This window comes from Anaerovirgula multivorans (assembly GCF_900188145.1).
In the GTDB taxonomy this organism is placed as follows: domain Bacteria; phylum Bacillota; class Clostridia; order Peptostreptococcales; family Natronincolaceae; genus Anaerovirgula; species Anaerovirgula multivorans.
Genome location: NZ_FZOJ01000004.1, coordinates 1 through 26,119, shown reverse-complemented (window position 1 = coordinate 26,119; position 26,119 = coordinate 1). Strand labels below are relative to the sequence as shown.

Below are 26,119 nucleotides of genomic sequence, written 5' to 3'. Positions count from 1 at the left end.
TTTAACTTGTAACATTGAATAAATAGTACTCCCTACGAATACACATAGTTATATAGACTGCCTTTATGGCGTCAATTAAAGGGGGGTAGAAATTATGAAGAAAAAATTGAAATTACCTAAATTACCTAAGATAAATTGGAAATTATTTATTACCATTATCATAATTATTGTACTGGTGACAGTAGCGATAAAAGTTATTCCGAAGTTTATTTCAAGAGGTGATAAAGACGTGAGCTACGAAGTATTAGAAGAAAGTCAAGTTCCAGATAAAATACAGCAGATACTACCCAGATATAAGATGTTAGAGAGAGCTTTAGCTGCTAAGGTAGATGATGATATCTATGTTATTGTGACAAGAGGCGAGAAGCTAACAGGAGGTTATGGGGTAGAGATTGAAAGAATTCAACTGCTGAAAGAAGATAAAGAAGAGAGAATGATAGTTCACACTAAGTTTAAAGATCCTAAACCCGATGAGTTAGTGCCTCAAGTAATCACTTATCCTTGTGTAGTAGCTAAAACCGATCTAAAAGAATTGCCAAAGAAAATAGATTTAAAGGTTTATTATAACGAATAAAAAATTTTCTGTAGTCTATTAACCTCTCGAGTAATCGAGAGGTGTTTTCATTGGATAAGATGCAAAACATGGAGTTATGTGATATTTACATTGATGTACAAATTTAAGAAAATTATATAATAATATGAGTTCTTGCGTGGGAAAATAATACTGACGCTGTTTCATAGCTTGTACATCTAGATTTCTATTGGCGTAGAATAATTGAGATGAGATAGGGATGTTAGCATGGTCATAAAAATGTAATATTCCTGTAATTGAATTATCATTTTATTAAGATATAATAAAACTAGTAAAACAGGATAATTTTACAAGGCAAACCAATAGGAGGAATACTATCATGAAAAGGTTAAAAAAAGCAGTATCAGCAATAGGAATCGTAACAGTTATCTTTTCCAGTACATTTACGCATGCTTTTGCAGTTGATAGCACTGTATATGAAAAAATAAATAAAGAAGTCATATCTACTGGAGTGACCCATCAACATATATTAAGGTTTAACAAGGATGGGTGGCTAAATGCAAATGTTGTTTATGTGGATCTAGACAATCAAGATATAGCCTTAGATTTACTGAAAAGTTCAAATGGACTTGCTACTAAGGAAACTTTATCGACTATGGTAAATCAAAAGAACGATGTTGTAGCAGCCATTAATGCTGATTTTTTCTATATGACAACGCCGGATTCTCCATTAGGGGCAATGATTAAGGATGGCAAGGTCATCAGTAGCCCTATATTCGTAGAGAATTTTGCAACATTGTCTATAGATCAAAATAATATAGCTTCTGCTAATTATTGGGACTATGACATTTCTGCAACGACCTCTAGAGGAACGCTTGTGCCGATTACTACTATCAATAAATATACTCATGAATATCAAAGCATTATGTTAATTGATAAGAACTGGGGAGATAAAACGCCTGGCTATAATTCAAATCATTATGATATGGTGGAAGTGGTAGTAATGAATAATATTGTAGTAGAGGTTAGAAAACAACAACCTGCTACAACTATTCCTGAAAATGGTTATGTAATCTTGGCTTCTCAAGGGAATGCTCAGGTGCTATTAGATAATTTTCAAGTTGGAGACTTTGTAGATATTCAGACCAATATTACCCCTGGAAATGTGGAAAACATAAAGCTTGCCTTAGGAGGAGGAACATTATTGGTGAAGGATGGACAACCAGCTAACTTTACCCAAACAGTTACTGGCAATAGTCCTAGAACAGCTGTTGGTATAACCAGAGATAGGAAGCAGCTGATCATGGTTACGATTGATGGTAGACATAATTCTTTTAAAGGAGTAGACGGGCAGAAATTAGTTAATTTGATGATTGAATTAGGTAGCTATGAAGCCATTCTCATGGACGGTGGAGGATCCACTACCATGACTACAAGAGGTTTAGGTGAATTTAATTCAAAAGTAGCTAATTATCCTTCAGATGGAGGAGAAAGAAGAATAATAAATGGCTTAGCGGTGGTAACACAAGTAGGACAGGATGAACTAGGAGGAATTAAGGCGGAAATCAATGAAAGTAAAACCTTTATTGGAGCAGCAAGAGAAATTACGGTTAAAGCCTTCGATAAAAACAACAATCCTTTAACGGTTGATCGTGAACAATTAAAATACACAGTAAAAAGTGGAGAAGGAACTTTTTCAGAAAATAGGTTTGTACCTACAAAAGCAGGAGAAACCATTATAGAAGTAGATTATTTAGGAAAAAAAGCAGAGGTTTCACTTGAGGTATTAGAGGAGTTAGCTATGCTAAAAATAATGCCTGAGGGTCTCAGCCTAAACTATGGGCAAACTGCAACCTTAAGCATTATGGGAGTAGACAAGAATGGTTATAGTGCTGTTATTGATGCTAAGGATGTTGTATGGGAGGATGAAGGTGGCTTAGGTACATTTACTGGTGCAGCCTATACAGCAGGAAGTAATCAAGGAACAAGCACATTAACAGCGTCATTAGGTAACAGAAAGGCTTCAATACCAGTTGCCATAGGACAATCAAAGACATCTTTAGGTGCATTTGAAAACTATAGCTTCAAATTTACAGGATTTCCTACAGAATTTGTTCCAGGCCGTGTATTTCTTGATACCAATACAAAGGTTGGACAAAATTCCATAGGACTAGAATATGATTTTACTCAAACTGAGGCTACCAGAGCTGCTTATGTTGAATTTGAAAGTGGAAATGTTATTCTGCCAAATCAGTCTTCAAAGCTAGGGTTGTGGGCATATGCCGATGCAACATCCCCTGTTTGGATTAGAGGCCATGTGAAGGATGCAGAGGGAACTAGACATACAATTGATTTTAAGAACGGCATTGATTGGACTGGATGGAAATACTTAGAGGCAAACCTCCCTCAGAATATTTCAACAGCTATTGAATTAGAAAGAATTTACGTGGTGGAAACAAATGCAAATAATAAGACAGCAGGAAAGATTTTGTTCGACGGTTTAGATGTTACGAAAAGCGTAGAATTAGAGGGACTACCAGCAAGTCGAGAGACCATAAAGGACGATCTAAATGTAGCTTATAAAACAAAAGGAACTCAATTCTTTGTCCATAGTGGCATCACCTTTAATGGTATAGAAAACCAATCGAAGGATACGGTGGCTAAGAGAATTCACGAGATGGTCAATACAACATATCACATGTCTATTTTCACCAGTAGTATTGATACAGCTATAGCGGGGGGCATAAACAAGCCTAATGCTGTTGGTGGTTCAAGCTATGCTATGAAGGAACATGAGGAGAATTTAATTATACAATTGAACAATAGAAATGGAGGACTTCGAGCAGCTGACTTTAACCAATGGAGTTCACTAATAAATCAGTTAAACACCACAAATAAAAAGAATATTTTCATTACGCTGCCTAGACCAATTTGGGGACATAATGGGTTTACAGATGAATTAGAGATTAACCTATTCAAAGAAACCTTGACAAAAGCTGCAGAAACAGGGAAAAGAGTGTTCGTACTTTATAGTGGAGAGCCAGAGGTTAAAGTGGAATTAATCGATGGTGTAAGATACATTTCTACCGGAACATATAATACTAATGCACCTAAGGCTTCAAAATATGTGGAATTCAACATATTACAGGATCAAGTGACTTATCAAATAAAATCCTTGTTTTAATAATACAAAAGTTTATTTATGGATATATCTCTATAAGTTTTAAATTAAAATAATGGTGGTCTATACAGTAGGACATGGAGTAGAATTTCATTTTATTCCATGTCCTATTTTGTTTTATCTAAAGGTGTATATCTATATAACAATAGTTAATATAAAAGATTTAGAACCATATTCTATTAGGCATGCCTATCTGTGGTACTTATTCCAACATTTACATAGAGGAAATAGGGAACATTTTTTGAATTTATATAATAAAGGTTTAACAGTTATATAAATTACATGGATATTCAACTAAAGGAGGTAATTATGGATTCGAAGTTCAAAAAGATCATTATAGGAACAGCTTTAGCATCAACAGTATTTACTGCTACAATTACTCCAATCTTTGCTAACAGCACTCACCGAGTTGTTTCGGGGGATACCCTTTGGAAAGTTTCTCAACAGCATAAGGTGTCTCTAGAGGAAATATATAAACTGAATCCTCAGTATAGAAACAATTCCAACGTCGAGGTTGGCGATATTATTAACCTTTCTCAAACTACCTATACAGTTCAAAAAAATGATACACCTTGGATTATTAGTAACAAATTTAAAGTAAGCTTAGAGGAATTTTTAAAAGTGAATGGATTAAAAGAAGGACAGCATATTTATCCAGGACAAAAGGTAGTGATTCCTACTGTCTCAAGCACAAATAATACAACTACATATACAGTACAAAAAAGTGATACACCTTGGATTATTAGTAACAAATTTAAAGTAAGCTTAGAGGAATTTTTAAAGGTCAATGGATTGAAGGAAGGACAAGACATTTATCCAGGACAAGTGGTGAGTATTCCATCAGCTAGTCAACCAACATCCACTCCTACTGTGAGCAGAGGCAGCACCTCATCACCACGGATAACCTATATAAACCATACGGTAGCAAGTGGTGATGATCTTTGGAGTATTGGCATCAAATATGGTATTCCTATGACTGAATTACAAAAACTTAATGGTTTTAGTTCAAGTCATGTTCTTAGAATAGGAGATCAGGTAAGAATTCCTGTTTACAACATACCTATTAAACAAACTCCAGGTTCTCAATTTGGGGAGTTATTAGATTGGTGGACTGAGGCTCAGTATGTAGTACCAATAGAAAAAACCTTTATCGTTGAAGACTTCTATACCGGTAAGCGTTGGAATATGAAGAGAACTATTGGTGCAAACCATGCAGATGTTGAGCCTGTATCAGCTAGTGATACAGCTATTATGAAAGGGGTTTGGGGAGGCAGCTGGAGTTGGGCTGTAAGACCTGTTATCGTAGAAGTAAATGGAAGAAGATTGGCGGCTTCAGCTAGTGCTATGCCCCATGATGTTCAAAATATTACAAACAACAATTTTAATGGACACAGTGACTTATACTTTTTGAATAGTACACGTCATAAGGACGGATTAAAGGATCAAAATCATCAGAATGCTATTGTTGTAGCAGCAGGACAAAAAAAATAACAAGTGAACTTTGTAAAAATACCAAATCTTTTAACGGATTTGGTATTTTTTCTCTGTATAGCCCTTTTCAAACCACATAAAATATTACTATGTAGATTCGTCGATATTTTACTATGATGTTTCTAATAGACAATAAAAGGTATATATATTTAAAGAGAGTTTTTTCTCTGAATTGTAGTCGAACTTATTTTGAGGATGTATTCACCGAAGAGGAAACTAAACAATATTTTGGGGGAGGAAGCATGATGACAAATATGTTGAAATTAGAGCCGAATGCGCTTACTAGTCCATGTTATGTAGAGGACTTGGCCTTTGGAACAACAGGAGATTTGGAACCGCTCAAGGGCATTATTGGACAAGAGAGGGCAGTTGAAGCATTAGAATTTGGGCTAAGTATTAAAAAGAAGGGATATAATGTCTTTATAGCTGGACTAAGTGGTACAGGAAGAAATAGTTATTCAAACTCTATTACCGAAAAATTTGCTGAAGAAATGCCTATTCCAAATGATTGGGTATATGTATTTAATTTTAAAAATACTGATTCGCCTAAAGCTTTAAGTATGGAAGCAGGTACAGGACTGCATTTTAAAAAGAACATAGAAGGTATGATCACACAACTAAAAAGAGAAATACCTACTGCCTTCAGCGGAACAGAATATGAAACAAAGAAAAATGATATTATTAAAGAGTTTCATCAAAAAAATCAAGAAATTGTAAATGAATTGAATGAAACATCGAAAAAATTTGGGTTTGTTTTCAAAGAATCTGAGCAAGGTTTAGTGACGGTACCATTGAAGGATGGTAGGCCTATGACACAAGAAGAGTACAACACTCTTACTATAGAAGATATGGAGAATTTAAGGGAATCCTCCAATAACCTTAGTATGGAAACCTTAGGGATATTTAATAAACTAAGAGATTTAGAGGAACAGTTAACTAATACTATAAAGAAACTAGATGAAAAAATTGCTTATGATATTATTAATTATCATATCAATAAACTGATACAACGTTATGGACATAGAAAAGAAATAATCACTTATATTAATGACTTAGAGAAAGATATTATAGAAAACGTTGATGCTTTTAAAACAACGGATGATAAAAAAGATATGGAACAGCTTCTGATGATGCCTATGAAATCTAACGAGCAGTTTTTGAATCGATATAAAGTAAATCTTTTTATTGATAATTCAGGATTGAAGTATGCTCCTATTGTTAATGAAACAAACCCTACTTTTGCTAATCTATTAGGAACCATTGAATACAAAAATGAGATGGGAATACTAAAAACAGACTTTATGGAGATAAAACCTGGTTCTTTACATAGAGCAAATGGGGGATTCCTTATTATACAGGCAAAAGAAATACTCACTCAGCCCTATGCATGGGAAACTTTAAAAAGAGCCTTGAAAACAGAAGAAATCAATATAGAAAGTCTGAACAAACAAATGGGATATGTTGTTACCTCCAGTTTAAAACCAGAAGCAATCCCTCTTGATATAAAGGTAATCATTATTGGAGATGCCTATATTTATCATAGTCTGTATAGCTTAGATGAGGACTTTAAAAAGTTCTTTAAAATTATGGCAGATTTTGATGTGGAAATGATAAAAAATAAAGAAAATATATTGAAGATGGCTAAGTTCATAGCAGCTCATTGCAATGAAGTGGGATTAAAGGAATTTGATAAAACTGCTGTTGCAAGAATAATAGAATATAGCTCAAGGTTGGCAGACCATCAAGGGAAGCTAAGCTCGCGATTTAATCAAATAGTAGAAATCTTATATGAAGCAGATACATGGGCGCAACAGGAGGGTGTTACCTTTGTAACAAAACAGCATGTAGAAAAAGCTATACAGCAAAAGATTCATCGAAATAGTAAATATGAAGAAAAACTAAATGAAATGTTTAAGGAGGGTACTCTGTTAATAGATGTCGAAGGAGAGAAAGTGGGACAGATTAATGGACTAGCAGTCATGGGAACCGGAGAGTACTCCTTTGGAAAACCCAGTAGAATAACCGTATCAACCTATAGAGGTAAGCCGGGTATTATCAATATTGAAAGAGAAGTCAAAAAAAGTGGAAGCCTTCATGATAAAGGCGTATTGATTTTAAGCGGATATCTAGGCTGTAAATATGCACAGGAAAAGCCCTTATCTCTTTCAGTTAGTGTAAGCTTTGAACAGAATTATTCTATTATAGATGGAGATAGTGCCTCCAGCACAGAGCTATACGCTATTCTTTCTAGCATTGCTGAAGTTCCTATAAAACAGAGCATTGCTGTTACTGGTTCTGTAAACCAAAAAGGAGAAATTCAGCCTATCGGTGGAGTGAATGAAAAGATTGAAGGTTTTTATGATGTATGTAAGCTAAAGGAATTGACTGGAGAACAGGGTGTAATTATTCCAAAACAAAATATTAAAAATCTCATGCTTAAGGAAGAAGTAATTAATGCAGTAAGAGATAATAAGTTCCATATCTATGCAGTAGGTCATGTGGAGGAGGGTATAGAGGTACTAACAGGAATACCGGCTGGAACAAAAAATGAAAAAGGAGAGTATGCTCCAGGAACCATTAATTATTTAATTACTGAAAAATTGAAATATATATCAGATAAGGAAGAAGAATAAATTTCCATATGAACTAGACAAAGATCCTGATCGGGATCTTTGTTTTATTTACAATGACGAATACAAATAGAAAAAAATGGCGATTTGAAGAGGATTAGCAATATTTATGCCGAAATAATAAAGTAAGAAGACATAAAAAGTGAAGGTGGAAAATAGATGTTGACATTAAAAGATAAAAAAATCAACATAGATAGAAATTATATATTCTTATTCTTACTTTGGTTAGGGCTGTTGATTATATTTCAGTTAGTGGGGTTATACGGAGAAAAATACTACGTTATCTTTGAAACTCAATCTTTTTTATACTATCATACTTTTTTAGAGTTTTTTAGCATCGTCATCTATTTTACTATTTTTATTATTACTTACTATACCTATCTAAGAAATAGAAGGGTTAGACTAATTGTTCTTTTTTCCATTTTCTTCATAGTTGGATTTATAGATTTTTTTCATACGATGACCTATAATGGCATGTCTGGTTTTTTTGTAGATGCTTCCATTCCTATAGCAACTACTTATTGGATAATAGGACGACTGATATTTGCGATAGGGTTATTAGCTGCTGCTCTAGTCCCTGTTCATAAAAAGGGCACCCACAATAGATCCTATTACGTACTAGGCAGTATCACAATAACTTTTACAATCTTTTATTTAGTTGCATACCATATAAATATTTTTCCTCCTATGTTTATCGAAGGACAAGGATTAACTACTTTAAAAGTAGCATTGGAATATGTTGTGATGGTTCTCTTAGGAGTTGCAATTGTGGTATTTCTAAAGGATTATAAAAGTACCAAGAATGTAATTTTCATACAAATGGTGGTTGGCTTGTCTTTCGCAATTTTTTCAGAGGCTTCCTTCACTTTATACTCTAATGTGCATGACAGTTACAACATGGTGGGACATATATATAAAGTGATTAGTTCCTATTTGATTTTTAGAGCAATATTTATTAAGAATCTGGATTCTCCTTATATAAAACTAAGCTGTGCTACAGAGAAAATTAAAGAATATGCAGAGAATTTAGAAGAATTAGTGCAGGAGAGGACAAAAGCTCTTGAAGATGCGAATGAAAAAATTATAAAGGATTTACAATATGCTAGAAGAATTCAGCAATCATTATTACCACCTAAAACGTTAAAATTAGGGGATGTGACTTTTGCGTCTGAGTTTATTCCCTGTCAGAATGTTAGTGGAGATTTCTATGATGTATATGAGATTGATAGTGAAAATATAGGGATTTATATTGCGGATGTTGCAGGTCATGGTCCATCAGCTGCCATGATGACGATCTTCACAGAACGGGTAGTTGCTTATAAAAGCAATAATTTTGTTAAAAATGAAATGCTAAGTTGCCAGAAGGCTTTGCTGCATCTTTATAATGAATTTAATAAATCAAACTTTCCTGCTGAAATGCATATAGCTATTTTAAATGGGATATATAATAAAACTACGGGTGTTTTTTCTTATTGTTCTGCTGGAATGAATACTACGCCAATTTTGCTTCGTACTTCAGGTGAAGTAGAGATGTTAGATAGGAGCCAAGGGTTCCCTATTTGCAAGCTAGGTGATTTATATATGCCAGAGTATTTAGAAGCTCAGATTCAATTGGAAAAAGGAGATCGTATTATTTTTTACACAGATGGGTTGATAGGAAACTTTAATAATAATACCTTTTTGCAAAAAGAAACTTTAGAGGGAATATTATATAAAAATAGGAGTAACAGTAGTATAAAACTGAGGAAAGCTATTAATGAAGAAATTCGCGCCGTAGCCAAAACCAAGTCGATTGACGATGATATTACCTTTTTAATTATGGATATTGATACCAATACTATGTAATTCATTTTTTCAAATCTAAATACATGGATAGAGAAGACCCTGCATTCTATTTTTTAAAAATGAAGAAATAGAATGCAGGGTGTTTTTAGTTGAATTTGGCATGGAAATTGCAGTTTAAATACCTATGTTATAGTTAAAATTGAAGGGAGAAAAATAAATGAAACTATTATTTAGTATTGGAAGTTTCAACATACACTTATTTGGTATAACTATAGGACTAGGGATTTTAGCAGGCTTCTATATTATGTTGATGGAGGCCAACAGAAAAGGGCTGGATAGGGATAAACTGATGGATTTAGCTATTTATACTGTAATAATAGGTGTTATAGGTGCTAGAATCAATTATATATTGGCCTTTAATCCTGGTTATTACCTACAACATCCTAGAGAAATATTTATGATTAATCAAGGAGGGTTGTCCATCCAAGGTTCTTTAATTGCAGGTACACTTTTTGCTCTATGGTATATGAAAAGAAAAAATATACCAATATGGCAAACAGCAGATGCCTTCGCTCCAGCTATTATTATAGGCCAAGCAATAGGGAGAATTGGGTGTGATGTTTTTGGTATACCCATGATGAAACAGTACTTTTGGGGAATATCTGTGGGAGGGCAACTCCTCCATCCTGCACAAATATATGAAGCAGTGTTGAATTATGTACTATTCTTTGTGTTATGGAACAAAAGAAAGAATGTGAAGTATGAGGGTCAGTTATTTATTACTTACATCATCGGTTTTTCCATCAATCGATTCATTGTAGAATTTTTCAGAAGTAATCCATTGGTTGTTGGAGCTATATCCATTGCTCATGTCTATAGCTTAGCCATTATTGTGATAGCCTTTGCTGCAGGGCTATGGCTAAAGAGAAGGCATGAAAAACTACAATTACCTGTAGTAAATAATACACCTTTTATTGAAGAAATAGATTGGAAAGGTGCAGTTTATATCAGCATAGCAACAGTTGTTTCAATTATAGTATATTATGCTATTCATATCTTTCTTTAGTATAAAACAGTTTTCTGCATGATAAATGATTCTTTTAAACTAGAGGAAGCTGTGTAGATATGATATACTAGAGTAAGCAAAAAAAGTGGATAAAAAGTTACAAAAGATAAGGAGGAAATCAATCATGAAGAAGCTGACTATTATGTTACTTTTTATTATCATGATGATGAGTATAGGAAGTGTTGTTGTCTTTGCTGATGAAATTTTTGTGGAGGATTACGTAGAAGCGGAGCTTGTTATAGAAAGAGCTAAGGTATTAGATGTTGAGGTCTTAGATGAGGACACACTAGAAAATGATTTTTTTGAAGAAAATTTGCTTGTTACTTTGGAACTATTAACAGGAGAATATAAAGGTCAGCAATTTCAAGTAATCCATAGTCTTACGGGAAGCTTTGGATATGATATTCTTGTAAATCCAGGGGACAAGGTACTAGTTACAGTTGAAGATTTTGGAGAGGGAGCAGTAGAGGTTTATATATCTGAGTATTTAAGAGATATTTATGTTTATTGGGTGTTTGCTATATTCGTAGCTTTACTTATCCTTCTAGGTGGTTTTAAAGGAGTAAAGACAGTGGTTACATTGGCCTTAACAATTTTACTGATACTAAAGCTATTATTACCTGGATTGTTAGCAGGCTATAATCCAATACTATTAACCATACTCGTATCCTTTATTATAACATTAGTAACTATTATTGTAGTAGGAGGAGCCAATACCAAAAGTTATGCAGCAATCATTGGTGTCCTTGGAGGAGTATTTGTAGCTGGAATCATTGCTTATGTTATTGGATCAAAGGTTAGATTAACAGGGCTTTCTTCTCAAGAAGCCATGATGCTAATGTATATCCCACAAGGTGTGAACTTTGACTTTAGAGGACTGCTGTTTGCTGGTATTATTATGGGAGCATTGGGTGCAGTTATGGATGTAGGTATGTCTATCGCTTCTAGTATGGAGGAAATCAAAAATGCTAATCCTAATATATCTACAAAGGCACTTGTTATGTCAGGAATGAACGTAGGAAAGGATGTAATGGGAACAATGGCCAATACCCTTATTTTGGCCTATACCGGTAGTGCAATACCACTACTACTATTATTTACAGCCTATCAAGATCCTTTAGTGAAAATCATAAACCTAGATATTATTGCAACAGAAATAGTAAGGGCTTTTACAGGGAGTATCGGGTTAATATTATGTATTCCTTTGACTGCAATAACAGCGGGGTTATTAAAAGATAAATTTGACAAGAAAAAGAATACCGACGAAGATCATAAAGCTTTAAAATAGTATATGGAAAGCTGGATAAATACCTTTATAGAAGGATTTACCCAGCTTTTATTACACTGTGGAACATTTTAAATGAAACTACGTCTAATTTATAGAACTAGCGGAGTCCTACCCTATGCAGGGGATAGCAGTACAAATAAATATCTTGAAATAATAATTAAGCAACCTGTATCCTCTGAGATACAGGTTGCTTAATTATTAATATCTTTAAATTTCGTTATAGAATATCTCCTTTAAATAATCACAATATTTTTAGCGCTGTACTATGAGTTTTATTAGTATACATTGAAATTAGCATCAAGTGTGGTATTTACCACAGTCCATGTAGGATATCATAAGATAATAAGATTTGTAAATTGTGATGGATGTCTATAAGATAGTAAAAATAGCAAGGAAAACATTGGCATAATACTTGCAATTAATTACTAAAACAAAGATAAGGTGGGATAGAGATGATAAATACACCAAAAAATGAGAAAAATATTATGAAAGAAATCAATAGACTGAAGGAAGAATTAGAAAATAATTTACGAAAAGAAGATCTTTTAAGTAGAAAGAACCTAGAGCTAAGTCAACAACTAGACAGAATAATCAATATCTATTTAAGAGAATACTGTAACTATTAAGGAGAGGTGATTGTATGGAGAAAATTGGATTGGTTAAAAGTGTAAAAGAGAATACAGCGACTATTGAAATTAGGCGAGTTAGTGCCTGTGGCGAAAACTGTGCCTCCTGTAAAGGTGGATGTGCACCAACAAATCACTATATTACAGCAAAAAATACTATACATGCTTCTGCTGGGCAATATGTAAAGTTAGAGATGGAGAATAAACATGTTCTTGGGGCAGCCTTTTTAGTATATATTGTACCTCTTGTTGGAATGATACTAGGTATTTTGCTGGGTATAGCAGTAGCCGAATATTTGGGATATGTAACAAATAAAGAGTTGATAGGGTTTGCTGTTGGTTTATTATTCTTAGGGATCTTCTATTCCGTTATAAGCTTCATAGATAAAAAAATTAAACAGAGTAAAAAGATGGAGGTGGTTATAACAAAAATAATACATTAATTTAAAATTTATATAAGGCAGGGATTGTATTTAATGGATATAAAGTCAGGATTTAGTCAGATAAAGGTGACAAATCTATGGCGGGATATTGTGAAAAAAATCGAGATAATCAATTAAAAATGGCACGAAAATTGCATACTTATATAAGTGAGGAGGAAAAGGAGGGGATTATATTGAAAAAGTGGTTTCAAAAATTACTAAAGTCAATAGAAGATGCTAATAAAAAAAATTTTGGAGAACAAAAGATGGACTGCTGTGATTTAAATAAACAAGGAAAAAAAGAGTCAAATAATAAAAAATAATTTTAAATGGAGGAAGCAAAATGAATCATAAAGGTAAAAATCACGGGATGTTAATGCTATTATGTTGTTTAATTCCATTAGCAGCTATTTTATTACTACCAAGGTTAGGAATTGAAATAGGGTCGTTAGGAAGGCTGGCTCCTTACGCTATACTTCTAATTTGTCCTTTAATGCATGTAGGTATGATGCTATTTATGTTTAAGGGAAAAAAGAATGATTGTCATGGAGGAAGTAATCCAGAAGAGCAAAATCGGTAATTAAATCAGCGATTTAAAAAGAGGGCTTAGAAGCTCTCTTTAACTTTAATAGTTTTACAGGCCATTAGAAGTAGATAATTATAATTTTGGGGGGTGGATGGCATCACGGTGGAAAGTGTAAAAGTAGGATAGTATTTATGGGATACCAAATGGATTTTAGATCCACAGAAGGAAGTATTAATTTAGATGGTTCCAGAAGGGTTTTTCTATGATACCGCTATCAAGATCATAGGTCTGTTTATTGGAAGTATCATAACAACTGGAATCCTAGGATATCGATTCAAGAAAAATAAACCAAAACCAATAATGCGAAAGGCATATAATAATTAAGAAAAGGAGGAGTACACTATGGGATGCTGTGGAGGAGGTCACAATCATAGACGTCAGGAGAATCATCATCAAGAGGATCATCATCAAGAGAATACCAACAAACCATCAGGACTTATTTTAGTAGTTGGAAGTATATTGGTATTAGGCTTAATTGCTGTGTATCTTTTGAGATAAAATAATATAGACAATTTCTTTGCTAGTACTACCAAAGAAATAATGGGAATGAAGAGAATCCGTATTATTACGGGTTCTTTTTTCTACACTAGTAGAGTTAGATAATAGAAAAATAAAATCTTTATAGATTCTGAAAAATAAGATTTAAAAGAAAAAAGTTTAAAAAAATTTATAAAAAACCATTGACACCAATACCCCTGTAGGGTATTATATACATATGGGGGGTATAGTATATTGGATTTAGAAAACCTATAAAACGTTAAAAAGACAATTAAAAATTTCACGAAAAAGATTTTGTCCTTATTTTTTTAAAAAAGTTGCAGAGTATATTAATAAATAGATCTAAGGAGGGTATATATATGGGAGATTTAATTGTTGTTGCTATAGTAGCAGGGATGATATTTTTTATGATAAGAAAAGGTGGTTGCTGCAGTGGTGGACATGGCCATGGAGGTCATCAAAATAAAAGTTGTTGCCATGAAGATAATGAAAACCAAAATGAAAAAGATAAAAATTAAAATAGAAGGGAGTCTTAGAGATGACACAAAGCAAAAATGTTCAAAAAGTAGGGTTTAAAGTTCAGGGGATGTCCTGTAGTAGTTGTGCTAATAACGTTCAAAAAAAATTAAATTCCTTGGATGGTATTATTAACGCAAATGTAAATATAGCTACTGAAAAGGGACAGGTAGAGTATGATAGTACTAAAATTGATATACAAGCTATTTTAAAAGGGGTAGAGGATGCAGGTTATAAAGCAGTATTAGATGAAGAAAAAAATATTGAAAAAGTTACTCTGAAAATTAAAGGAATGACTTGTACAGCTTGCGCCAACAAAGTAGAAAAAATCTTAAGTAAAATGGAAGGAATTACATCAGCAAATGTAAATTTTGCAGTAGAAAAGGTAACCATTGAATATGATCCTAAAAAAGTTAGGCTAATAGATATGCAGAAAAAAGTATCTGGGCTAGGATATGAGTTGAATCTAGAAGAAGATGAAGATGATGGTGTAGATGAAGATGAGATCAAAATTAAGAAGACTGAAAGAACCATGAAAATATCTATTGCCTTGTCAAGTGCAATTATGGGTCTTATGATAATTCATATGTTTGTTAGACCTATTCCAGGATATTTACCAATTATTGCAGCGCTTGGATTCCCAATTATATTCGGAACTGGATGGCATGTCCATGTTGGTAGCTGGAAAGCACTTAAAAACAAAAGTCCTAATATGGATGTTTTAGTAACACTAGGATCTCTACCACCTTATATTATTGGATTGATGGGACTTTTCTTTCCAATACAAGCTTTTATTGAAATGGCTACAACCATTATGACTTTTCACTTAATTGGAAAATATCTAGAGGTTCGAGCAAAGGGTAGAGCTTCTCAAGCTATTAAAAAGCTGCTTCAAATGGGAGCCAAGACAGCAAAGATTATTGTTGATGGAGAAGAGATAGAAATTCCTGTTAAAGATTTACAGGTAGGAGACATCATGGTAATCCGTCCTGGAGAAAAAGTACCTACTGATGGTGTTATTGTTGACGGTAATGGTTTACTAGATGAATCTATGGCTACAGGAGAATCCATGCCTGTAAAACGTCAAAAAGGTGATGAAGTAATTGGTGCAACCATCAATAAACAAGGACTATTAAAGGTTGAGGTATCAAAAATAGGAAAAGATACCTTCTTATCACAAGTTGTTAAAATGATGGAGGAATGTCAAGGTTCTAAAGTGCCAATACAGGAGTTTGCAGATCGTATTACGGGATACTTTGTTCCAGCAATCATTATCATTACAATTGGTACTTTTATTTCCTTTAATCTGTTTCCTGAGTTTCATTTAAGAATTATACAGTGGGGAGCAACGTTTTTACCATGGGTAAATCCTAATCTTACACCGCTTACTTTAGCATTTATAACAGCTACTGCTGTTTTAGTTATCTCATGCCCTTGCGCATTGGGCTTGGGAACACCGACTGCTTTAATGGTAGGTAGTGGTATGGGAGCAGAGAAGGGAATTTTGATTCGAAATGGTGAAGCAATACAAACCTTTAAGGAAGTAAAAGCAATTGCCTTTGATAAAACTGGTACCATTACTAAAGGGAAACCAGAGGTAACGGATATCGTGTTGGCAAAAGGCATAAATGAACAAGAATTTTTATACTTTGCTGGCACAATAGAAAACGGTTCAGAGCATCCTCTAGCCCATGCTATTGTTGAAAAGACAAAGAATGAAAAGATTAAATTAGGAGAAGTAATTGACTTTAATGCAGTTGTTGGTATGGGTGTAGTAGGAATAATAGATGGAGAAAGAATACTTGTAGGAAATAGAAAATTAATGAAAGAAAATAAAATTCCCTATGAAGCCTATGAAGAAGAGTTAGTTAGATTAGAAGAAGAAGCAAAAACTGCTATGCTACTTGCTAAAGGAAATCAATTATTAGGTATTGTAGCGGTAGCAGATCCTATCAAGGAGGATTCTGCACAAGCTATAGCAGTATTAGAAAGTATGGGTATTAAGACAGCTATGATTACAGGAGATAATAAGAGAACAGCGGCTGCTATAGGTAAAAAAGTAGGAATTAGCCATGTTATTGCAGAGGTATTACCAGATGGTAAGGTAGAAGAAGTTGTAAAGCTACAAGAGCAATATGGTACAGTAGCAATGGTAGGGGATGGTATTAATGATGCTCCTGCATTGAAACAATCTAATGTAGGAATCGCCATTGGAACAGGAACAGATATTGCCATCGAAGCTGCCGATGTTACCCTAGTTAGAGGAGAGCTAAGTGGTATCATATCTGCTATCAAATTGTCTAGAGCGATATTTAGAAAAATTAAAGAAAATTATTTCTGGGCGTGGTTCTATAATGCCGTGTTTATCCCGGTAGCAATGTTTGGCCTGTTACATCCAATGATTGGAGCCGCTGCTATGGCTGTAAGTTCTCTAAATGTTGTTTATAACTCATTAAGACTAAAGAAAGCCGATATAGATCCTAGCTATAATAAGGCATAATTATTTAAATTTGATATTCGAGGGAATTTCATAGTTTTACATGGAACATGAAATTCTCTCTTTCCATAATGATAAATAGATGTTCTATTGTATAACTAGAAAATAGTAGCTTATAGCTTTTAAAAAGAGTGTAGGAGGAGAGAATAAGGATGTTTCTAGTTTGATTTTTTGTTACCTATACTCTATACTTAAATGAGGTAAAAAATAGTATGCTGGAGGTAAAGACATGAAAACATCTATGAAAGTACTAATCGGTATAGGAATTGCTATCCTTTTACTGATAGGGAGTATAGTAGGAAGCTATAACGGACTGGTAACAAAAAGTGAAACTGTTGAAACAGCCTTAAGTCAAATTGACAATCAACTGCAAAGACGAAATGATTTAATTCCCAATCTGGTTGAAACTGTAAAAAGGTATGCAGCACATGAAGAAGAAATATTCACCAATCTAGCGGAAGCACGAGCAAAACTAGCTGGAGCAGGAACTATTGCCCAACAGGCTGAAGCGGATGCAGCTATCAATTCTGCATTATCTAGATTACTAGCTATTGCTGAGAATTACCCTGATCTGAAAGCTAATGAGAATTTTATTCAGCTTCAAGATGAATTAGCAGGTACTGAAAATAGAATCGCAACAGCAAGAAGAGATTATAATGAAGCATCAAGGACTTATAATACGTCGGTTAGACGTTTTCCAACCAATATTTTTGCAAATATCTTTGGGTTTGAACGGGTAGATTATTTTGAGGCATCGGATGAGGCGCGTAACACACCAGATGTAGGTGATTTATTTGGCAACTAAATCAAGTAGAATATTTCAAATTGTACTGATTACTTGTATTTTGTTTGTACTATTCTCATCAACAGTGCTAGCAGTTGACTATCCTTCACCTACTAGTGCTTTCTATGTAAATGATTACGGTGGTGTACTGGATACTCAAACAAAACAGCACATAGAATCCACCGCTGCAGCCCTTGAAAAAGCAACCTCAGCACAAGTTGTAGTTGTGACCGTTAATGGTTTAGAAGATTATGCATTGGAGGACTATTCCGTAGGTCTTTTCAGGGAATGGGAAATAGGTGATAAGAAAGAAAATAATGGTGTTTTAATTTTGTTAGATATAGGTGGTAGACAGTCTCGTATAGAGGTTGGGTATGGATTGGAAGGGGCTCTTCCAGACGGGAAAACTGGTAGAATTCAAGACCGTATCATGATTCCTTACTTTCAAGAAGGAAACTATAGATCAGGTATCAAAGAAGGTTTTAATGCTATTGTAAATGAAATTTATATGGAATATGGCTACGAAGATCAGGTGATTGGGGATCAGACTCCAATATACAACCAACAAGCATCAGCGGAAAAAGAAATTCCACCCATATTCATTTTGATTGGTTCTATTATTCTAATATTATTTATTGCTTTAGATTTTAAATTTACAGGAGGAATACTCACTTTTACACTTCTACGAACGTTAAGCAGAGGAAACCACTCAGGAGGTGGTTCCAGACGTTCTGGCGGTGGTGGTAGTTCCGGTGGAGGTGGCAGTTCTCGGGGATGGTAGATTGTGGAATGTACAGGTATCAATAGAGGGAGATTGTTTTAAAAACGTTAAATACTACTCACATTTATATATGTAGATTTAAAAGGGTAGGATACAAAACTGTATCCTACCCTTTCTTAATTTCTTGCTGTAATTGTGTGAGGTTTTGAAGCTTTGTATCCCTTAATTGAGTGAAGAGCTGCCTTGCTTCAGGGTTGGTAATCTCTATCATATGTTTATTATACATGGTCTGTAATATCATCTCATCTTGTAGAGCATCCTGCAATAGATCTATGTTATTCATTTTATTTTATAACCTCCTTTAGACTATTCCAAACTTGGGCATTGTTTGAGATAAGGTACTATAGTGATTACGAGCCCCTTGCTCCATCCCTTTTAGCATTTGTTTAAGATTCGGATCGTTAATCTGCTGAGAAAGCTGGGCATACTTTTTAGCCATACTTTCTTCACGAAATAGCATTTCTTTAAATGCGTTGTTCATTATTTCTTGTTCAGTAAGCACTTTTTATAGCCTCCTTAATCTTGAGTTTTAACAGTGTAATATAGTTCACCTGAAGAATCGATCATTACTGCATAGACATTCTCTATATTTGTTATGCCTTTTCTAAGCAGCTGATTTTTTAACCATTCATTATCGTATCCTAATTCTTTTAAATTTTCTTCAACAACCTTCCCATCATTAATAAGGAGAGTAGGAAGACCACCACCCATTGTTTGAATATTTAGATCCTTTGGAGTTGCAGGCTGATAATCAGATTTTTTTAAGAACACTTACGTGACCACTGGTCTCTAAGACCGCTGCTTCTATTTCACTAATGTTAGGAGCATCTATAGTTCGCATATCAGATAACAAAAGCTCTAGTGGGAAAAATGCTTTTGCCATATTGAGTCGAAGGATTTTTCCTCCTAAAATTAATGGTATGGATTTTCCTAACACAATCTTTGCAAAAGGTCTATTTTTTACAGCGATATATGAAATAAGATAATGAAGAAGGTATATAACAGCAATAATAACGGCAGTGTTAGTAAAGCTTATTTTCGCCTCAAATAAGGGTGCTGCTGTTATTCCTCCCATCATCCAGAAAAATGCAAAGTCATATCCTGCAAATTGACCGCCAGACCTATGAGGTAAGATTTTTCCTTCAATATATAATAAAAATCCAACTGCAATGCTGCGTAAAGCGAATGCAAATGGGCTGATTTCTTGAGCACTTCCAAAAACATCTTTTAATAGTTCCAATTCTATCACTTCCTTAAGTTTAGACACTTACATAAACTGTGCCATCTGCCTCCAACATAGCTAAAAAAACATCTTTTAGATTAGAAATTCCCTTTTCCGTTAATGTTGTTATTATCCACTCATGGTCTAAGCCCATCTGATGAAGATTTTTTTCATCTATTTTACCATCATAAATAAGAATTGCCGGTTTTCGGTCAATTGCTTTAGGCCATTTTATATCCAAATAGGATAAAAAGATATTTACAAAGGCATATACAAAGACAATTACTAGTCCAAAGGTAAGAGAAGACTCGGGATTTATCATTCGGATAGCAGCCAAGCTGACGATACCAGCTGCTACCAGATAATTATGACCTGTTAAAATTCCTACTTGACGATGCCCCATCATACGAGTGGCAATAATCAATGCAATGTATAGGATGATTGCCCTCAAAACTAAAGCTAGTAGGGATAAGTCCTTGCTTCCTTCCATAAAAGATTTCCAGTCCAAAACATTTCCTCCTAAATAAACTGATTCTAATAATCATTTTTCAAGTAGTTCTGAAAGGATAAGCGTCAGGATGACAATTGCAATGCCAGTATATAAATGAACTTTTGACAGAACTTCAGCAGTCTTTGTGGTTTTTGCCATCTTCAATTGGTTTTCTTGATTTTTAGGTGTGGTTGGGCTAATAATGTTGCTCATTTTAGGACCGTAAACAAATACCTGAAGCAGTAATAAGTATTTCACAGTATATTGTGCCTTTGATCAGATAGCATTATTCATAAAAAACTATGGAGTATAATAGTAGGTATATTTAACACATATTAACATGTATAAGGTATCCGATAAAATCTTACATTCACTTTTTTGTATGTACTAAGAAAATGAAAAACATAGCATGTTTGATATTTTAAACGATAGGTTTCCCTCTTGTCGTTCTGCCTAATATAGTATATATTAAAGGACTTTTGCATGAATGCCTATGAATCAGTATGAAGGGGTGTTGCGTTATAGATAACAAATTTAGTAATTTCCAAGAGAAACGTATGTATATATTTGGTGAACTTGTAAAGCGGTATTGGAATGGAAAATTAAATCACATTAATGATTTGAATCAATTGGCTGATGAAATAAAAGATAAGTTCAGCTTTGAAAGCCAGGATATGCCTTTTATAAAAAATCATATTCGTATTGCAATGGGTCTAGATCCAAAAGGTGATGATGATTTCAAAAATGAATTGGATATTATCAAAGATGCTAAAGAGATTGGACAGCCTGTCGTTACAAAAATAGATGGTGCATGTGAACATTGTGATGAAGAAAATTGTAAATGCGTGGAAGCATGTAAATATGAGGCTAATATATATAAGAGACAAAAGGAGCCGGTTATAATAAATAACAAGTGTTTAAGCTGCGGTTACTGTGTTACAAGCTGTGATTTTGGTGCTTTAGCGGACAAAATAGAGTTTATACCTGTGATTGATTTGCTAAAAGATAACAAAGTTCAAGTATATGCTGTAGTTGCCCCGGCTATAGTAGGCCAATTTGGTGAGGATGTTTCCATGGGTCAGTTACGAACAGCGTTAAAAATTTTAGGCTTTCAGGACATGATAGAAGTAGCGTTATTTGCAGATATACTAACGATAAAAGAAGCCTTTGAGTTTAGTCATTTAGTCAAAACAGAAGAAGACTTTTTTCTAACCAGTTGTTGCTGCCCGGTATGGTTTAATTTAACAAAGAAAAGCTATCCTGATATTTTTCAATTTATGTCTCCAACTGTATCTCCAATGATTGCTTCAGGTAGAATTCTAAAGAAGTTGTATAAGGATGTAAAAGTGGTGTTTATAGCACCCTGTATTGCAAAAAAGGCTGAAATTAAAGAGCCAGGTTTAAAGGGAGATATCGATTTTGTTTTAAACTTTAGAGAATTGGATGAAATATTTAGAGCTCTTGAAATAAACCTACAAGATTTACCTTCCAGTGATAAGGATCAGGCATCTTTTGGAGGAAGAGTATATGCTAGAACGGGAGGAGTAAGCTTTTCGGTTAAGACAGTAGTAAATAGATTGGAACCTACGCGACTCATTAAGCTTAAAGCAAAAAAAGTTGATGGTGTTCAAAAATGTAAAATGATATTGGATGATTTATCTAATAAAAAGAATATTAATTATAATTTTATTGAGGGTATGGGGTGTAATGGAGGTTGTGTTGGAGGGCCAAGAACTAATATTGACATAGAGAAAGCAACTAAGCTTGTTAATGAGTTTGGGGAGGATTCGCTCATAATGACACCTTTTGACAATTTAAATGTTATGAAGATCTTAAAACAAATAGGAATTAAGTCTATTGATGAGATAATGGATAAAAAAGAAGTAATTCAATTACTAACCAGGGAATAATATGTTCACTCTCATAGAATAGTATGTTAGACATATCAGCATACTAATATTGGTGAATTTTTCAAAGGAAGACTTTTTTATATAACTAGATTAAACAATACTAGTTTCTGGAGGAATAGTCATATGGTTTGGTTATCCTTAATACCACCACTAATCACTATAGTCATTACCTTTAAAACTAAAAAATTAATACCTGCACTATTTATTGGAGTCGTTGTAGGAGCTTTTATTAATACTCGTTCATTATTTGGAGGTATTACAGAAATAGGTAGTTATATCATAGATGCTGTAGCAGATAAAGATAGTGCTTATACATTAGGCTTTCTAATTAGCTTTGGAGCATTGGCGGACCTTATTGAAATGGCGGGAGGGATTGCAGGCTTTAGTAATAGAGTAAGTAAATGGATTAAAAGTGAAAAAGGAGTTCTTGGATGGGCTTGGTTTTTAAGTATATTTACTTTTTTTGATAGTTCCTTTCATACAATTGCAGTGGGAACCATGTTAAGCCCAGTGTTACAGAAGGTAAAAGGGTCAAAAGAGAAATTTGCCTTTGTATTATCGGTCACAAGCTTACAGCTTATTTTACTGATTCCTATTGCCACAGCGTACTTGGGATATATGGTAACACTGGTCACTAATAACATTAGAGGTACAGGAATTACTGAAAACGCCTATATGATTGTTGTAAAAAGTGTCATATGGAATTTTTTCTCATGGTCTATGTTACTTTTAGCTGCATTAGTAACTTTGTTGGGATTAAGATTTGGGCAAGTAAAACTAGGAAAGGCTACTGAGGAGGAGGAAGAGTTCACTGAAGCCCATATTGAAAGGGAAGAAAAAGCTAGTGAACCAGTCGAAGAGTATCCTAAAAAAAGCAGAAATCTCCTAGTGCCAGTTCTTATCTTGTTGATGAGTACAATTTTCTTTTTTTGGTGGACTGGGAGAATGAAATCAGCTACCTTTTTTGGAGCCATAAGTGCTGCAGACTTCAACGCTTCAATATTTGCAGGAGTATTGTTAACCTTGTTTATTACTAGTATTTATTTTATGTTACAAAAAATTAGCCTTGCAGAAATTGAGGCTCATATTATTATAGGTGCAGAAAAGGTAATGCCTCTAGTGATTATTCTTGTATTAAGCTGGGCTTTAACGATTGTAACTGAAAAACTTGGTTTCAATAATCTTATTAGTGAAGGAATGATTAAAAATATTCCTAAGTTTCTAATTCCATCAGTAGTATTTCTAATTGCAGCAATAATAGCCTACACCATCGGTTCATCATGGGCCACCTGGGCACTGATTATGCCTTTAGCGGTCACCTTTGCAGTGAATTCAGAAATAAATATTGCAACCATGGTGGGGACAGTATGGGCTGGTGGAGCAGTGGCAGATGTGGTATCTCCATTATCAGCACAAATGGCCGATACATCCTTCGGAGATCATTTAATTACATCACTTCCCTATGTGATAGGGGGAGTACTACTATCTCTAATTGGATATTTACTGGTAGGATTTACTTTATAGAGAATACATTAGATAAGAAAAAGCCGTGTGATGAATTCACAGGCTTTTTTGTATTACATAGTAGGTGATTGAATTTCTTTTAAGGAAAACTGACATTCTTCTATGCACAGAGCCAGATGATGAGCGCCTTCTTTAAGCATTGACTTTACCTGAACATTTGTTTCTTGATTTGCCATATTTTCAAGTTGTTGTACAGTCTGCTGACATTTCTGGATACATTGTTGAATATCATTAGCAGAATTTGTTGTCATATAGTTTCTCACTTCCTTTTCATTAAGTTTAATAAAATTTAATATTTTTATGACTGTACATTTGTATTTTCACATTGACGAATACACATTTCGATATGACCTGCTCCTTGAGTAAGCATTTCCCGGATACTTGCCTTTGGAATAGCATTAGTTGTTAAACGAAGCATATTAGCTGCATCAGTACAATCAGTAATACATTGTTGAATTTGCTGTTTGTTTGCCAAAATATCACCTCCTCTAATTCAATACTATTATGCTAATATGTCTAACAAAATATTCTATAAGTAATCCAAAAGATGTATTTCATTTAAAAATAAAAAGTGACATAATTTTACCTATATCACTTATCACTTTTTTGTTCAAGTTTTACAACACTATCTAAGGAAATACAATGCTACAGCTGCCACTGCAATTACTACCATAACTATATATAGTCTAGTACCTCTACTATAATGGTATACAAAACGAATCCGATAGTATCGATATATGAGCTAATTTAATGTGTTACCTTTATATATATGTTCTCTTTCATTAATACTTCCTATATTTCTAAAAACTAAATTTAGATACTCTGTATTCTCAGTATATATCGGGTTACCATTATAGCTGTTCTTTATTTTTAAAGTTCCACTCATGTGATGACTATCCTCCTTATCTGCTTTCCAGATTAATTCATCTTTGATAATCACATCATCTTCTGTTTTTAGTTCTATAAAATTATTTAATTCTTTATACTGTGCTAAATCTACTGAATGGGTGTTTAACGCAATATCAAATACTAGGTTATCATTGTTATCTATAAGGGGATTTTTAAAAAATACGCCTATTTCTATATTACCTCCCGTGCTAGTGGTATAATATTTAGCTGCATTCTTTGTTGGACTTTCTTGCGTTTCGATAGTTTGCTTCTCTTGTGATAATAATGATAGCTCGTTACTATTACTATCTAAAATCTCCAAAATAGTCGGAAACAATAAAGTTAATATTAACCCGCCTGCAATAATAATTGCTAAAACTGGAAAAATCTTATTTTTTTTCTTACTCACAGTTTTTCCTCCTTATCTATTTTAAATTAATGCTATCTTCACGATTCTCCTTGTCTACATTCCAAATGGAATTTTTATTGGGATGATTCTAGATAAAAATCCTACCAACATGGTAAATTTATTGAAAATCATTAATATACCAAAGAATAGCAATATGGTACCGACACTATAGGATATATACTTTTGATACTTAGATATCCTTTGCAAAATACCTATTGATCGTCTTAGTGTTAATCCCACTAATAAATAGGGTACTGCTAATCCCATCGAAAATGAAAACATAATAAGCATGCCATTATATGCTGAGCCTGTACTTCCGGCAAATATTAACATTGAGTATAAAATAGGGCCTATACAATGAGAACAAGCAATAGCAAAAAATATCCCTACCAAAAAAGTAGTAAGATATCTAAATCGTGTACTAATTTTGTCCGTATTAAATAATTTTTCTAATTTATTACTTTTTAGCGATATGGCTTTAAAAAATCCTAGTAACTTTAGAGCTAGAATAATAACCATTGTACCACCAATTACATTAAAGATACGAATGTTATTACTTAGGAATTTTGCAGCTCGCCCTGCTGTACCCCCAGCAATAGTAAACACAATGGTAAAGGCTGCAATAAATAATAGGGTATTTATTATAATATGAATATGTGTACTTGTTTTTTTCTTTATTTTTGTCAGTTCTTCCATGGACATACCAGTAATAAGACTAAAATATACCGTGATCATTGGGATTATACAAGGTGAAAGAAAAGATACCAAGCCTGCTGCAAATGCAATTAATAATATTGATGTAGACATTATATAGCTCCTTTCTGCTTAATTTTTCTTAGCTTAGTTGTTGCTCTAATAACACCCTCCTTTTTTAAATAAATAATAATACAATTTCATAGGGGATATCGGGAAATTGAAAATTTCAGTTGAAATCCTCAAAAAATAATCAAGCCTATCGAATTTAGAGTTTATAATAACTCTAGACCTCGATAG

The 26,119-nt window shown here is 33.7% G+C and carries 27 protein-coding genes; 18 read left to right on the top strand and 9 right to left on the bottom strand.

Annotation, left to right across the window (positions count from 1 at the left end):
* Nucleotides 1-94 precede the first annotated feature (94 nt).
* From CHB72_RS05245 to CHB72_RS05175, 16 genes are all read left to right on the top strand, one after another.
* On the top strand, nt 95-574 hold the full coding sequence (locus CHB72_RS05245; RefSeq protein WP_089281825.1) for a protease complex subunit PrcB family protein: 480 nt from the start codon (nt 95-97) through the stop codon (nt 572-574).
* A gap of 337 nt (nt 575-911) precedes the next feature.
* Nucleotides 912-3,716: a phosphodiester glycosidase family protein gene (locus tag CHB72_RS05240; protein ID WP_089281824.1), complete on the top strand. Its 2,805-nt coding sequence runs from the start codon at nt 912-914 to the stop codon at nt 3,714-3,716.
* Nucleotides 3,717-4,022: 306 nt separating this feature from the next.
* Nucleotides 4,023-5,204 (top strand): LysM peptidoglycan-binding domain-containing protein, encoded by a 1,182-nt coding sequence (locus CHB72_RS05235; protein WP_176431214.1) that lies wholly within the window; start codon nt 4,023-4,025, stop codon nt 5,202-5,204.
* Nucleotides 5,205-5,449: 245 nt separating this feature from the next.
* Nucleotides 5,450-7,837 carry a Lon protease family protein gene (locus CHB72_RS05230; protein ID WP_089281822.1) on the top strand — a complete coding sequence of 796 codons (2,388 nt, stop codon included), beginning with the start codon at nt 5,450-5,452 and terminating at the stop codon, nt 7,835-7,837.
* Nucleotides 7,838-7,993: 156 nt separating this feature from the next.
* Nucleotides 7,994-9,679, top strand: a complete 1,686-nt coding sequence (locus CHB72_RS05225) for an MASE3 domain-containing protein (RefSeq protein WP_089281821.1) — start codon at nt 7,994-7,996, stop codon at nt 9,677-9,679.
* 157 nt (nt 9,680-9,836) lie between these two features.
* Complete coding sequence (gene lgt, locus CHB72_RS05220) at nt 9,837-10,685, top strand: prolipoprotein diacylglyceryl transferase (protein ID WP_089281820.1); 849 nt, start codon at nt 9,837-9,839, stop codon at nt 10,683-10,685.
* 124 nt (nt 10,686-10,809) lie between these two features.
* On the top strand, nt 10,810-11,973 hold the full coding sequence (locus CHB72_RS05215) for a YibE/F family protein (protein WP_089281819.1): 1,164 nt from the start codon (nt 10,810-10,812) through the stop codon (nt 11,971-11,973).
* 452 nt (nt 11,974-12,425) lie between these two features.
* Nucleotides 12,426-12,599 carry an aspartyl-phosphate phosphatase Spo0E family protein gene (locus CHB72_RS05210; protein WP_089281818.1) on the top strand — a complete coding sequence of 58 codons (174 nt, stop codon included), beginning with the start codon at nt 12,426-12,428 and terminating at the stop codon, nt 12,597-12,599.
* A gap of 14 nt (nt 12,600-12,613) precedes the next feature.
* Nucleotides 12,614-13,042, top strand: a complete 429-nt coding sequence (locus CHB72_RS05205; protein ID WP_089281817.1) for a SoxR reducing system RseC family protein — start codon at nt 12,614-12,616, stop codon at nt 13,040-13,042.
* Between the two features lie 77 nt (nt 13,043-13,119).
* Nucleotides 13,120-13,344 (top strand): LDCC motif putative metal-binding protein, encoded by a 225-nt coding sequence (locus CHB72_RS05200; RefSeq protein WP_089281816.1) that lies wholly within the window; start codon nt 13,120-13,122, stop codon nt 13,342-13,344.
* A gap of 20 nt (nt 13,345-13,364) precedes the next feature.
* Nucleotides 13,365-13,601: a DUF2933 domain-containing protein gene (locus CHB72_RS05195; protein ID WP_089281815.1), complete on the top strand. Its 237-nt coding sequence runs from the start codon at nt 13,365-13,367 to the stop codon at nt 13,599-13,601.
* A 348-nt stretch (nt 13,602-13,949) separates the two neighbouring features.
* Nucleotides 13,950-14,105, top strand: coding sequence for a hypothetical protein (locus CHB72_RS26325; RefSeq protein WP_176431213.1), 156 nt, complete (start codon nt 13,950-13,952; stop codon nt 14,103-14,105).
* A gap of 359 nt (nt 14,106-14,464) precedes the next feature.
* The gene (locus tag CHB72_RS26320; protein ID WP_176431212.1) at nt 14,465-14,623 is read left to right on the top strand and encodes a hypothetical protein; all 159 of its coding nucleotides are present in this window, start codon (nt 14,465-14,467) and stop codon (nt 14,621-14,623) included.
* A 20-nt stretch (nt 14,624-14,643) separates the two neighbouring features.
* On the top strand, nt 14,644-17,121 hold the full coding sequence (locus tag CHB72_RS05185) for a heavy metal translocating P-type ATPase (RefSeq protein ID WP_089281814.1): 2,478 nt from the start codon (nt 14,644-14,646) through the stop codon (nt 17,119-17,121).
* A gap of 226 nt (nt 17,122-17,347) precedes the next feature.
* On the top strand, nt 17,348-17,923 hold the full coding sequence (locus tag CHB72_RS05180) for a LemA family protein (protein ID WP_089281813.1): 576 nt from the start codon (nt 17,348-17,350) through the stop codon (nt 17,921-17,923).
* Nucleotides 17,913-18,683 (top strand): TPM domain-containing protein, encoded by a 771-nt coding sequence (locus tag CHB72_RS05175; RefSeq protein ID WP_176431211.1) that lies wholly within the window; start codon nt 17,913-17,915, stop codon nt 18,681-18,683. The genes CHB72_RS05180 and CHB72_RS05175 overlap by 11 nt, the downstream gene beginning before the upstream one ends.
* Before the next feature lie 106 nt (nt 18,684-18,789).
* Here the strand turns inward: CHB72_RS05175 and CHB72_RS05170 are convergent, their stop codons facing one another.
* Genes CHB72_RS05170 through CHB72_RS05155 form a run of 5 tightly spaced genes read right to left on the bottom strand, consistent with a single transcriptional unit; the run spans nt 18,790 to nt 20,413 of the window.
* Nucleotides 18,790-18,966 (bottom strand): spore coat protein, encoded by a 177-nt coding sequence (locus CHB72_RS05170; protein ID WP_089281811.1) that lies wholly within the window; start codon nt 18,964-18,966, stop codon nt 18,790-18,792.
* 18 nt (nt 18,967-18,984) lie between these two features.
* Nucleotides 18,985-19,185: a hypothetical protein gene (locus CHB72_RS05165; RefSeq protein WP_089281810.1), complete on the bottom strand. Its 201-nt coding sequence runs from the start codon at nt 19,183-19,185 to the stop codon at nt 18,985-18,987.
* Between the two features lie 14 nt (nt 19,186-19,199).
* Nucleotides 19,200-19,454, bottom strand: coding sequence for a YetF domain-containing protein (locus CHB72_RS27225; RefSeq protein WP_242975043.1), 255 nt, complete (start codon nt 19,452-19,454; stop codon nt 19,200-19,202).
* Nucleotides 19,435-19,923, bottom strand: a complete 489-nt coding sequence (locus CHB72_RS05160; protein WP_242975042.1) for a DUF421 domain-containing protein — start codon at nt 19,921-19,923, stop codon at nt 19,435-19,437. The genes CHB72_RS27225 and CHB72_RS05160 overlap by 20 nt, the downstream gene beginning before the upstream one ends.
* Nucleotides 19,924-19,942: 19 nt before the next feature.
* The gene (locus CHB72_RS05155; protein WP_242975041.1) at nt 19,943-20,413 is read right to left on the bottom strand and encodes a DUF421 domain-containing protein; all 471 of its coding nucleotides are present in this window, start codon (nt 20,411-20,413) and stop codon (nt 19,943-19,945) included.
* A 539-nt stretch (nt 20,414-20,952) separates the two neighbouring features.
* Between CHB72_RS05155 and CHB72_RS05150 the strand changes: the two genes are divergently transcribed.
* Nucleotides 20,953-22,305: a [Fe-Fe] hydrogenase large subunit C-terminal domain-containing protein gene (locus CHB72_RS05150; protein WP_242975040.1), complete on the top strand. Its 1,353-nt coding sequence runs from the start codon at nt 20,953-20,955 to the stop codon at nt 22,303-22,305.
* 123 nt (nt 22,306-22,428) lie between these two features.
* Complete coding sequence (locus tag CHB72_RS05145) at nt 22,429-23,829, top strand: Na+/H+ antiporter NhaC family protein (RefSeq protein WP_089281809.1); 1,401 nt, start codon at nt 22,429-22,431, stop codon at nt 23,827-23,829.
* Nucleotides 23,830-23,882: 53 nt separating this feature from the next.
* On the opposite strand, the gene CHB72_RS05140 is transcribed toward CHB72_RS05145, so the two are convergent.
* The 4 genes from CHB72_RS05140 to CHB72_RS05130 form a co-directional block, all read right to left on the bottom strand.
* On the bottom strand, nt 23,883-24,080 hold the full coding sequence (locus CHB72_RS05140) for a hypothetical protein (protein WP_089281808.1): 198 nt from the start codon (nt 24,078-24,080) through the stop codon (nt 23,883-23,885).
* A 47-nt stretch (nt 24,081-24,127) separates the two neighbouring features.
* Nucleotides 24,128-24,304, bottom strand: coding sequence for a hypothetical protein (locus CHB72_RS26315; RefSeq protein ID WP_176431209.1), 177 nt, complete (start codon nt 24,302-24,304; stop codon nt 24,128-24,130).
* A 267-nt stretch (nt 24,305-24,571) separates the two neighbouring features.
* Nucleotides 24,572-25,126, bottom strand: a complete 555-nt coding sequence (locus tag CHB72_RS05135; protein ID WP_089281807.1) for a hypothetical protein — start codon at nt 25,124-25,126, stop codon at nt 24,572-24,574.
* A gap of 54 nt (nt 25,127-25,180) precedes the next feature.
* Nucleotides 25,181-25,933, bottom strand: a complete 753-nt coding sequence (locus CHB72_RS05130; RefSeq protein WP_176431208.1) for a cytochrome c biogenesis CcdA family protein — start codon at nt 25,931-25,933, stop codon at nt 25,181-25,183.
* Between the last annotated feature and the right edge of the window lie 186 nt (nt 25,934-26,119).

What these genes read in the sequence shown, in the direction of transcription:
- CHB72_RS05245 (WP_089281825.1), top strand. Translation starts at nt 95, where the DNA reads ATGAAGAAAAAATTGAAATTACCTAAATTACCTAAGATAAATTGGAAA.
- CHB72_RS05240 (WP_089281824.1), top strand. Translation starts at nt 912, where the DNA reads ATGAAAAGGTTAAAAAAAGCAGTATCAGCAATAGGAATCGTAACAGTT.
- CHB72_RS05235 (WP_176431214.1), top strand. Translation starts at nt 4,023, where the DNA reads ATGGATTCGAAGTTCAAAAAGATCATTATAGGAACAGCTTTAGCATCA.
- CHB72_RS05230 (WP_089281822.1), top strand. Translation starts at nt 5,450, where the DNA reads ATGACAAATATGTTGAAATTAGAGCCGAATGCGCTTACTAGTCCATGT.
- CHB72_RS05225 (WP_089281821.1), top strand. Translation starts at nt 7,994, where the DNA reads ATGTTGACATTAAAAGATAAAAAAATCAACATAGATAGAAATTATATA.
- lgt (WP_089281820.1), top strand. Translation starts at nt 9,837, where the DNA reads ATGAAACTATTATTTAGTATTGGAAGTTTCAACATACACTTATTTGGT.
- CHB72_RS05215 (WP_089281819.1), top strand. Translation starts at nt 10,810, where the DNA reads ATGAAGAAGCTGACTATTATGTTACTTTTTATTATCATGATGATGAGT.
- CHB72_RS05210 (WP_089281818.1), top strand. Translation starts at nt 12,426, where the DNA reads ATGATAAATACACCAAAAAATGAGAAAAATATTATGAAAGAAATCAAT.
- CHB72_RS05205 (WP_089281817.1), top strand. Translation starts at nt 12,614, where the DNA reads ATGGAGAAAATTGGATTGGTTAAAAGTGTAAAAGAGAATACAGCGACT.
- CHB72_RS05200 (WP_089281816.1), top strand. Translation starts at nt 13,120, where the DNA reads ATGGCGGGATATTGTGAAAAAAATCGAGATAATCAATTAAAAATGGCA.
- CHB72_RS05195 (WP_089281815.1), top strand. Translation starts at nt 13,365, where the DNA reads ATGAATCATAAAGGTAAAAATCACGGGATGTTAATGCTATTATGTTGT.
- CHB72_RS26325 (WP_176431213.1), top strand. Translation starts at nt 13,950, where the DNA reads ATGGGATGCTGTGGAGGAGGTCACAATCATAGACGTCAGGAGAATCAT.
- CHB72_RS26320 (WP_176431212.1), top strand. Translation starts at nt 14,465, where the DNA reads ATGGGAGATTTAATTGTTGTTGCTATAGTAGCAGGGATGATATTTTTT.
- CHB72_RS05185 (WP_089281814.1), top strand. Translation starts at nt 14,644, where the DNA reads ATGACACAAAGCAAAAATGTTCAAAAAGTAGGGTTTAAAGTTCAGGGG.
- CHB72_RS05180 (WP_089281813.1), top strand. Translation starts at nt 17,348, where the DNA reads ATGAAAACATCTATGAAAGTACTAATCGGTATAGGAATTGCTATCCTT.
- CHB72_RS05170 (WP_089281811.1), bottom strand. Translation starts at nt 18,966, where the DNA reads ATGAATAACATAGATCTATTGCAGGATGCTCTACAAGATGAGATGATA.
- CHB72_RS05150 (WP_242975040.1), top strand. Translation starts at nt 20,953, where the DNA reads ATGTATATATTTGGTGAACTTGTAAAGCGGTATTGGAATGGAAAATTA.
- CHB72_RS05145 (WP_089281809.1), top strand. Translation starts at nt 22,429, where the DNA reads ATGGTTTGGTTATCCTTAATACCACCACTAATCACTATAGTCATTACC.
- CHB72_RS05140 (WP_089281808.1), bottom strand. Translation starts at nt 24,080, where the DNA reads ATGACAACAAATTCTGCTAATGATATTCAACAATGTATCCAGAAATGT.
- CHB72_RS05130 (WP_176431208.1), bottom strand. Translation starts at nt 25,933, where the DNA reads ATGTCTACATCAATATTATTAATTGCATTTGCAGCAGGCTTGGTATCT.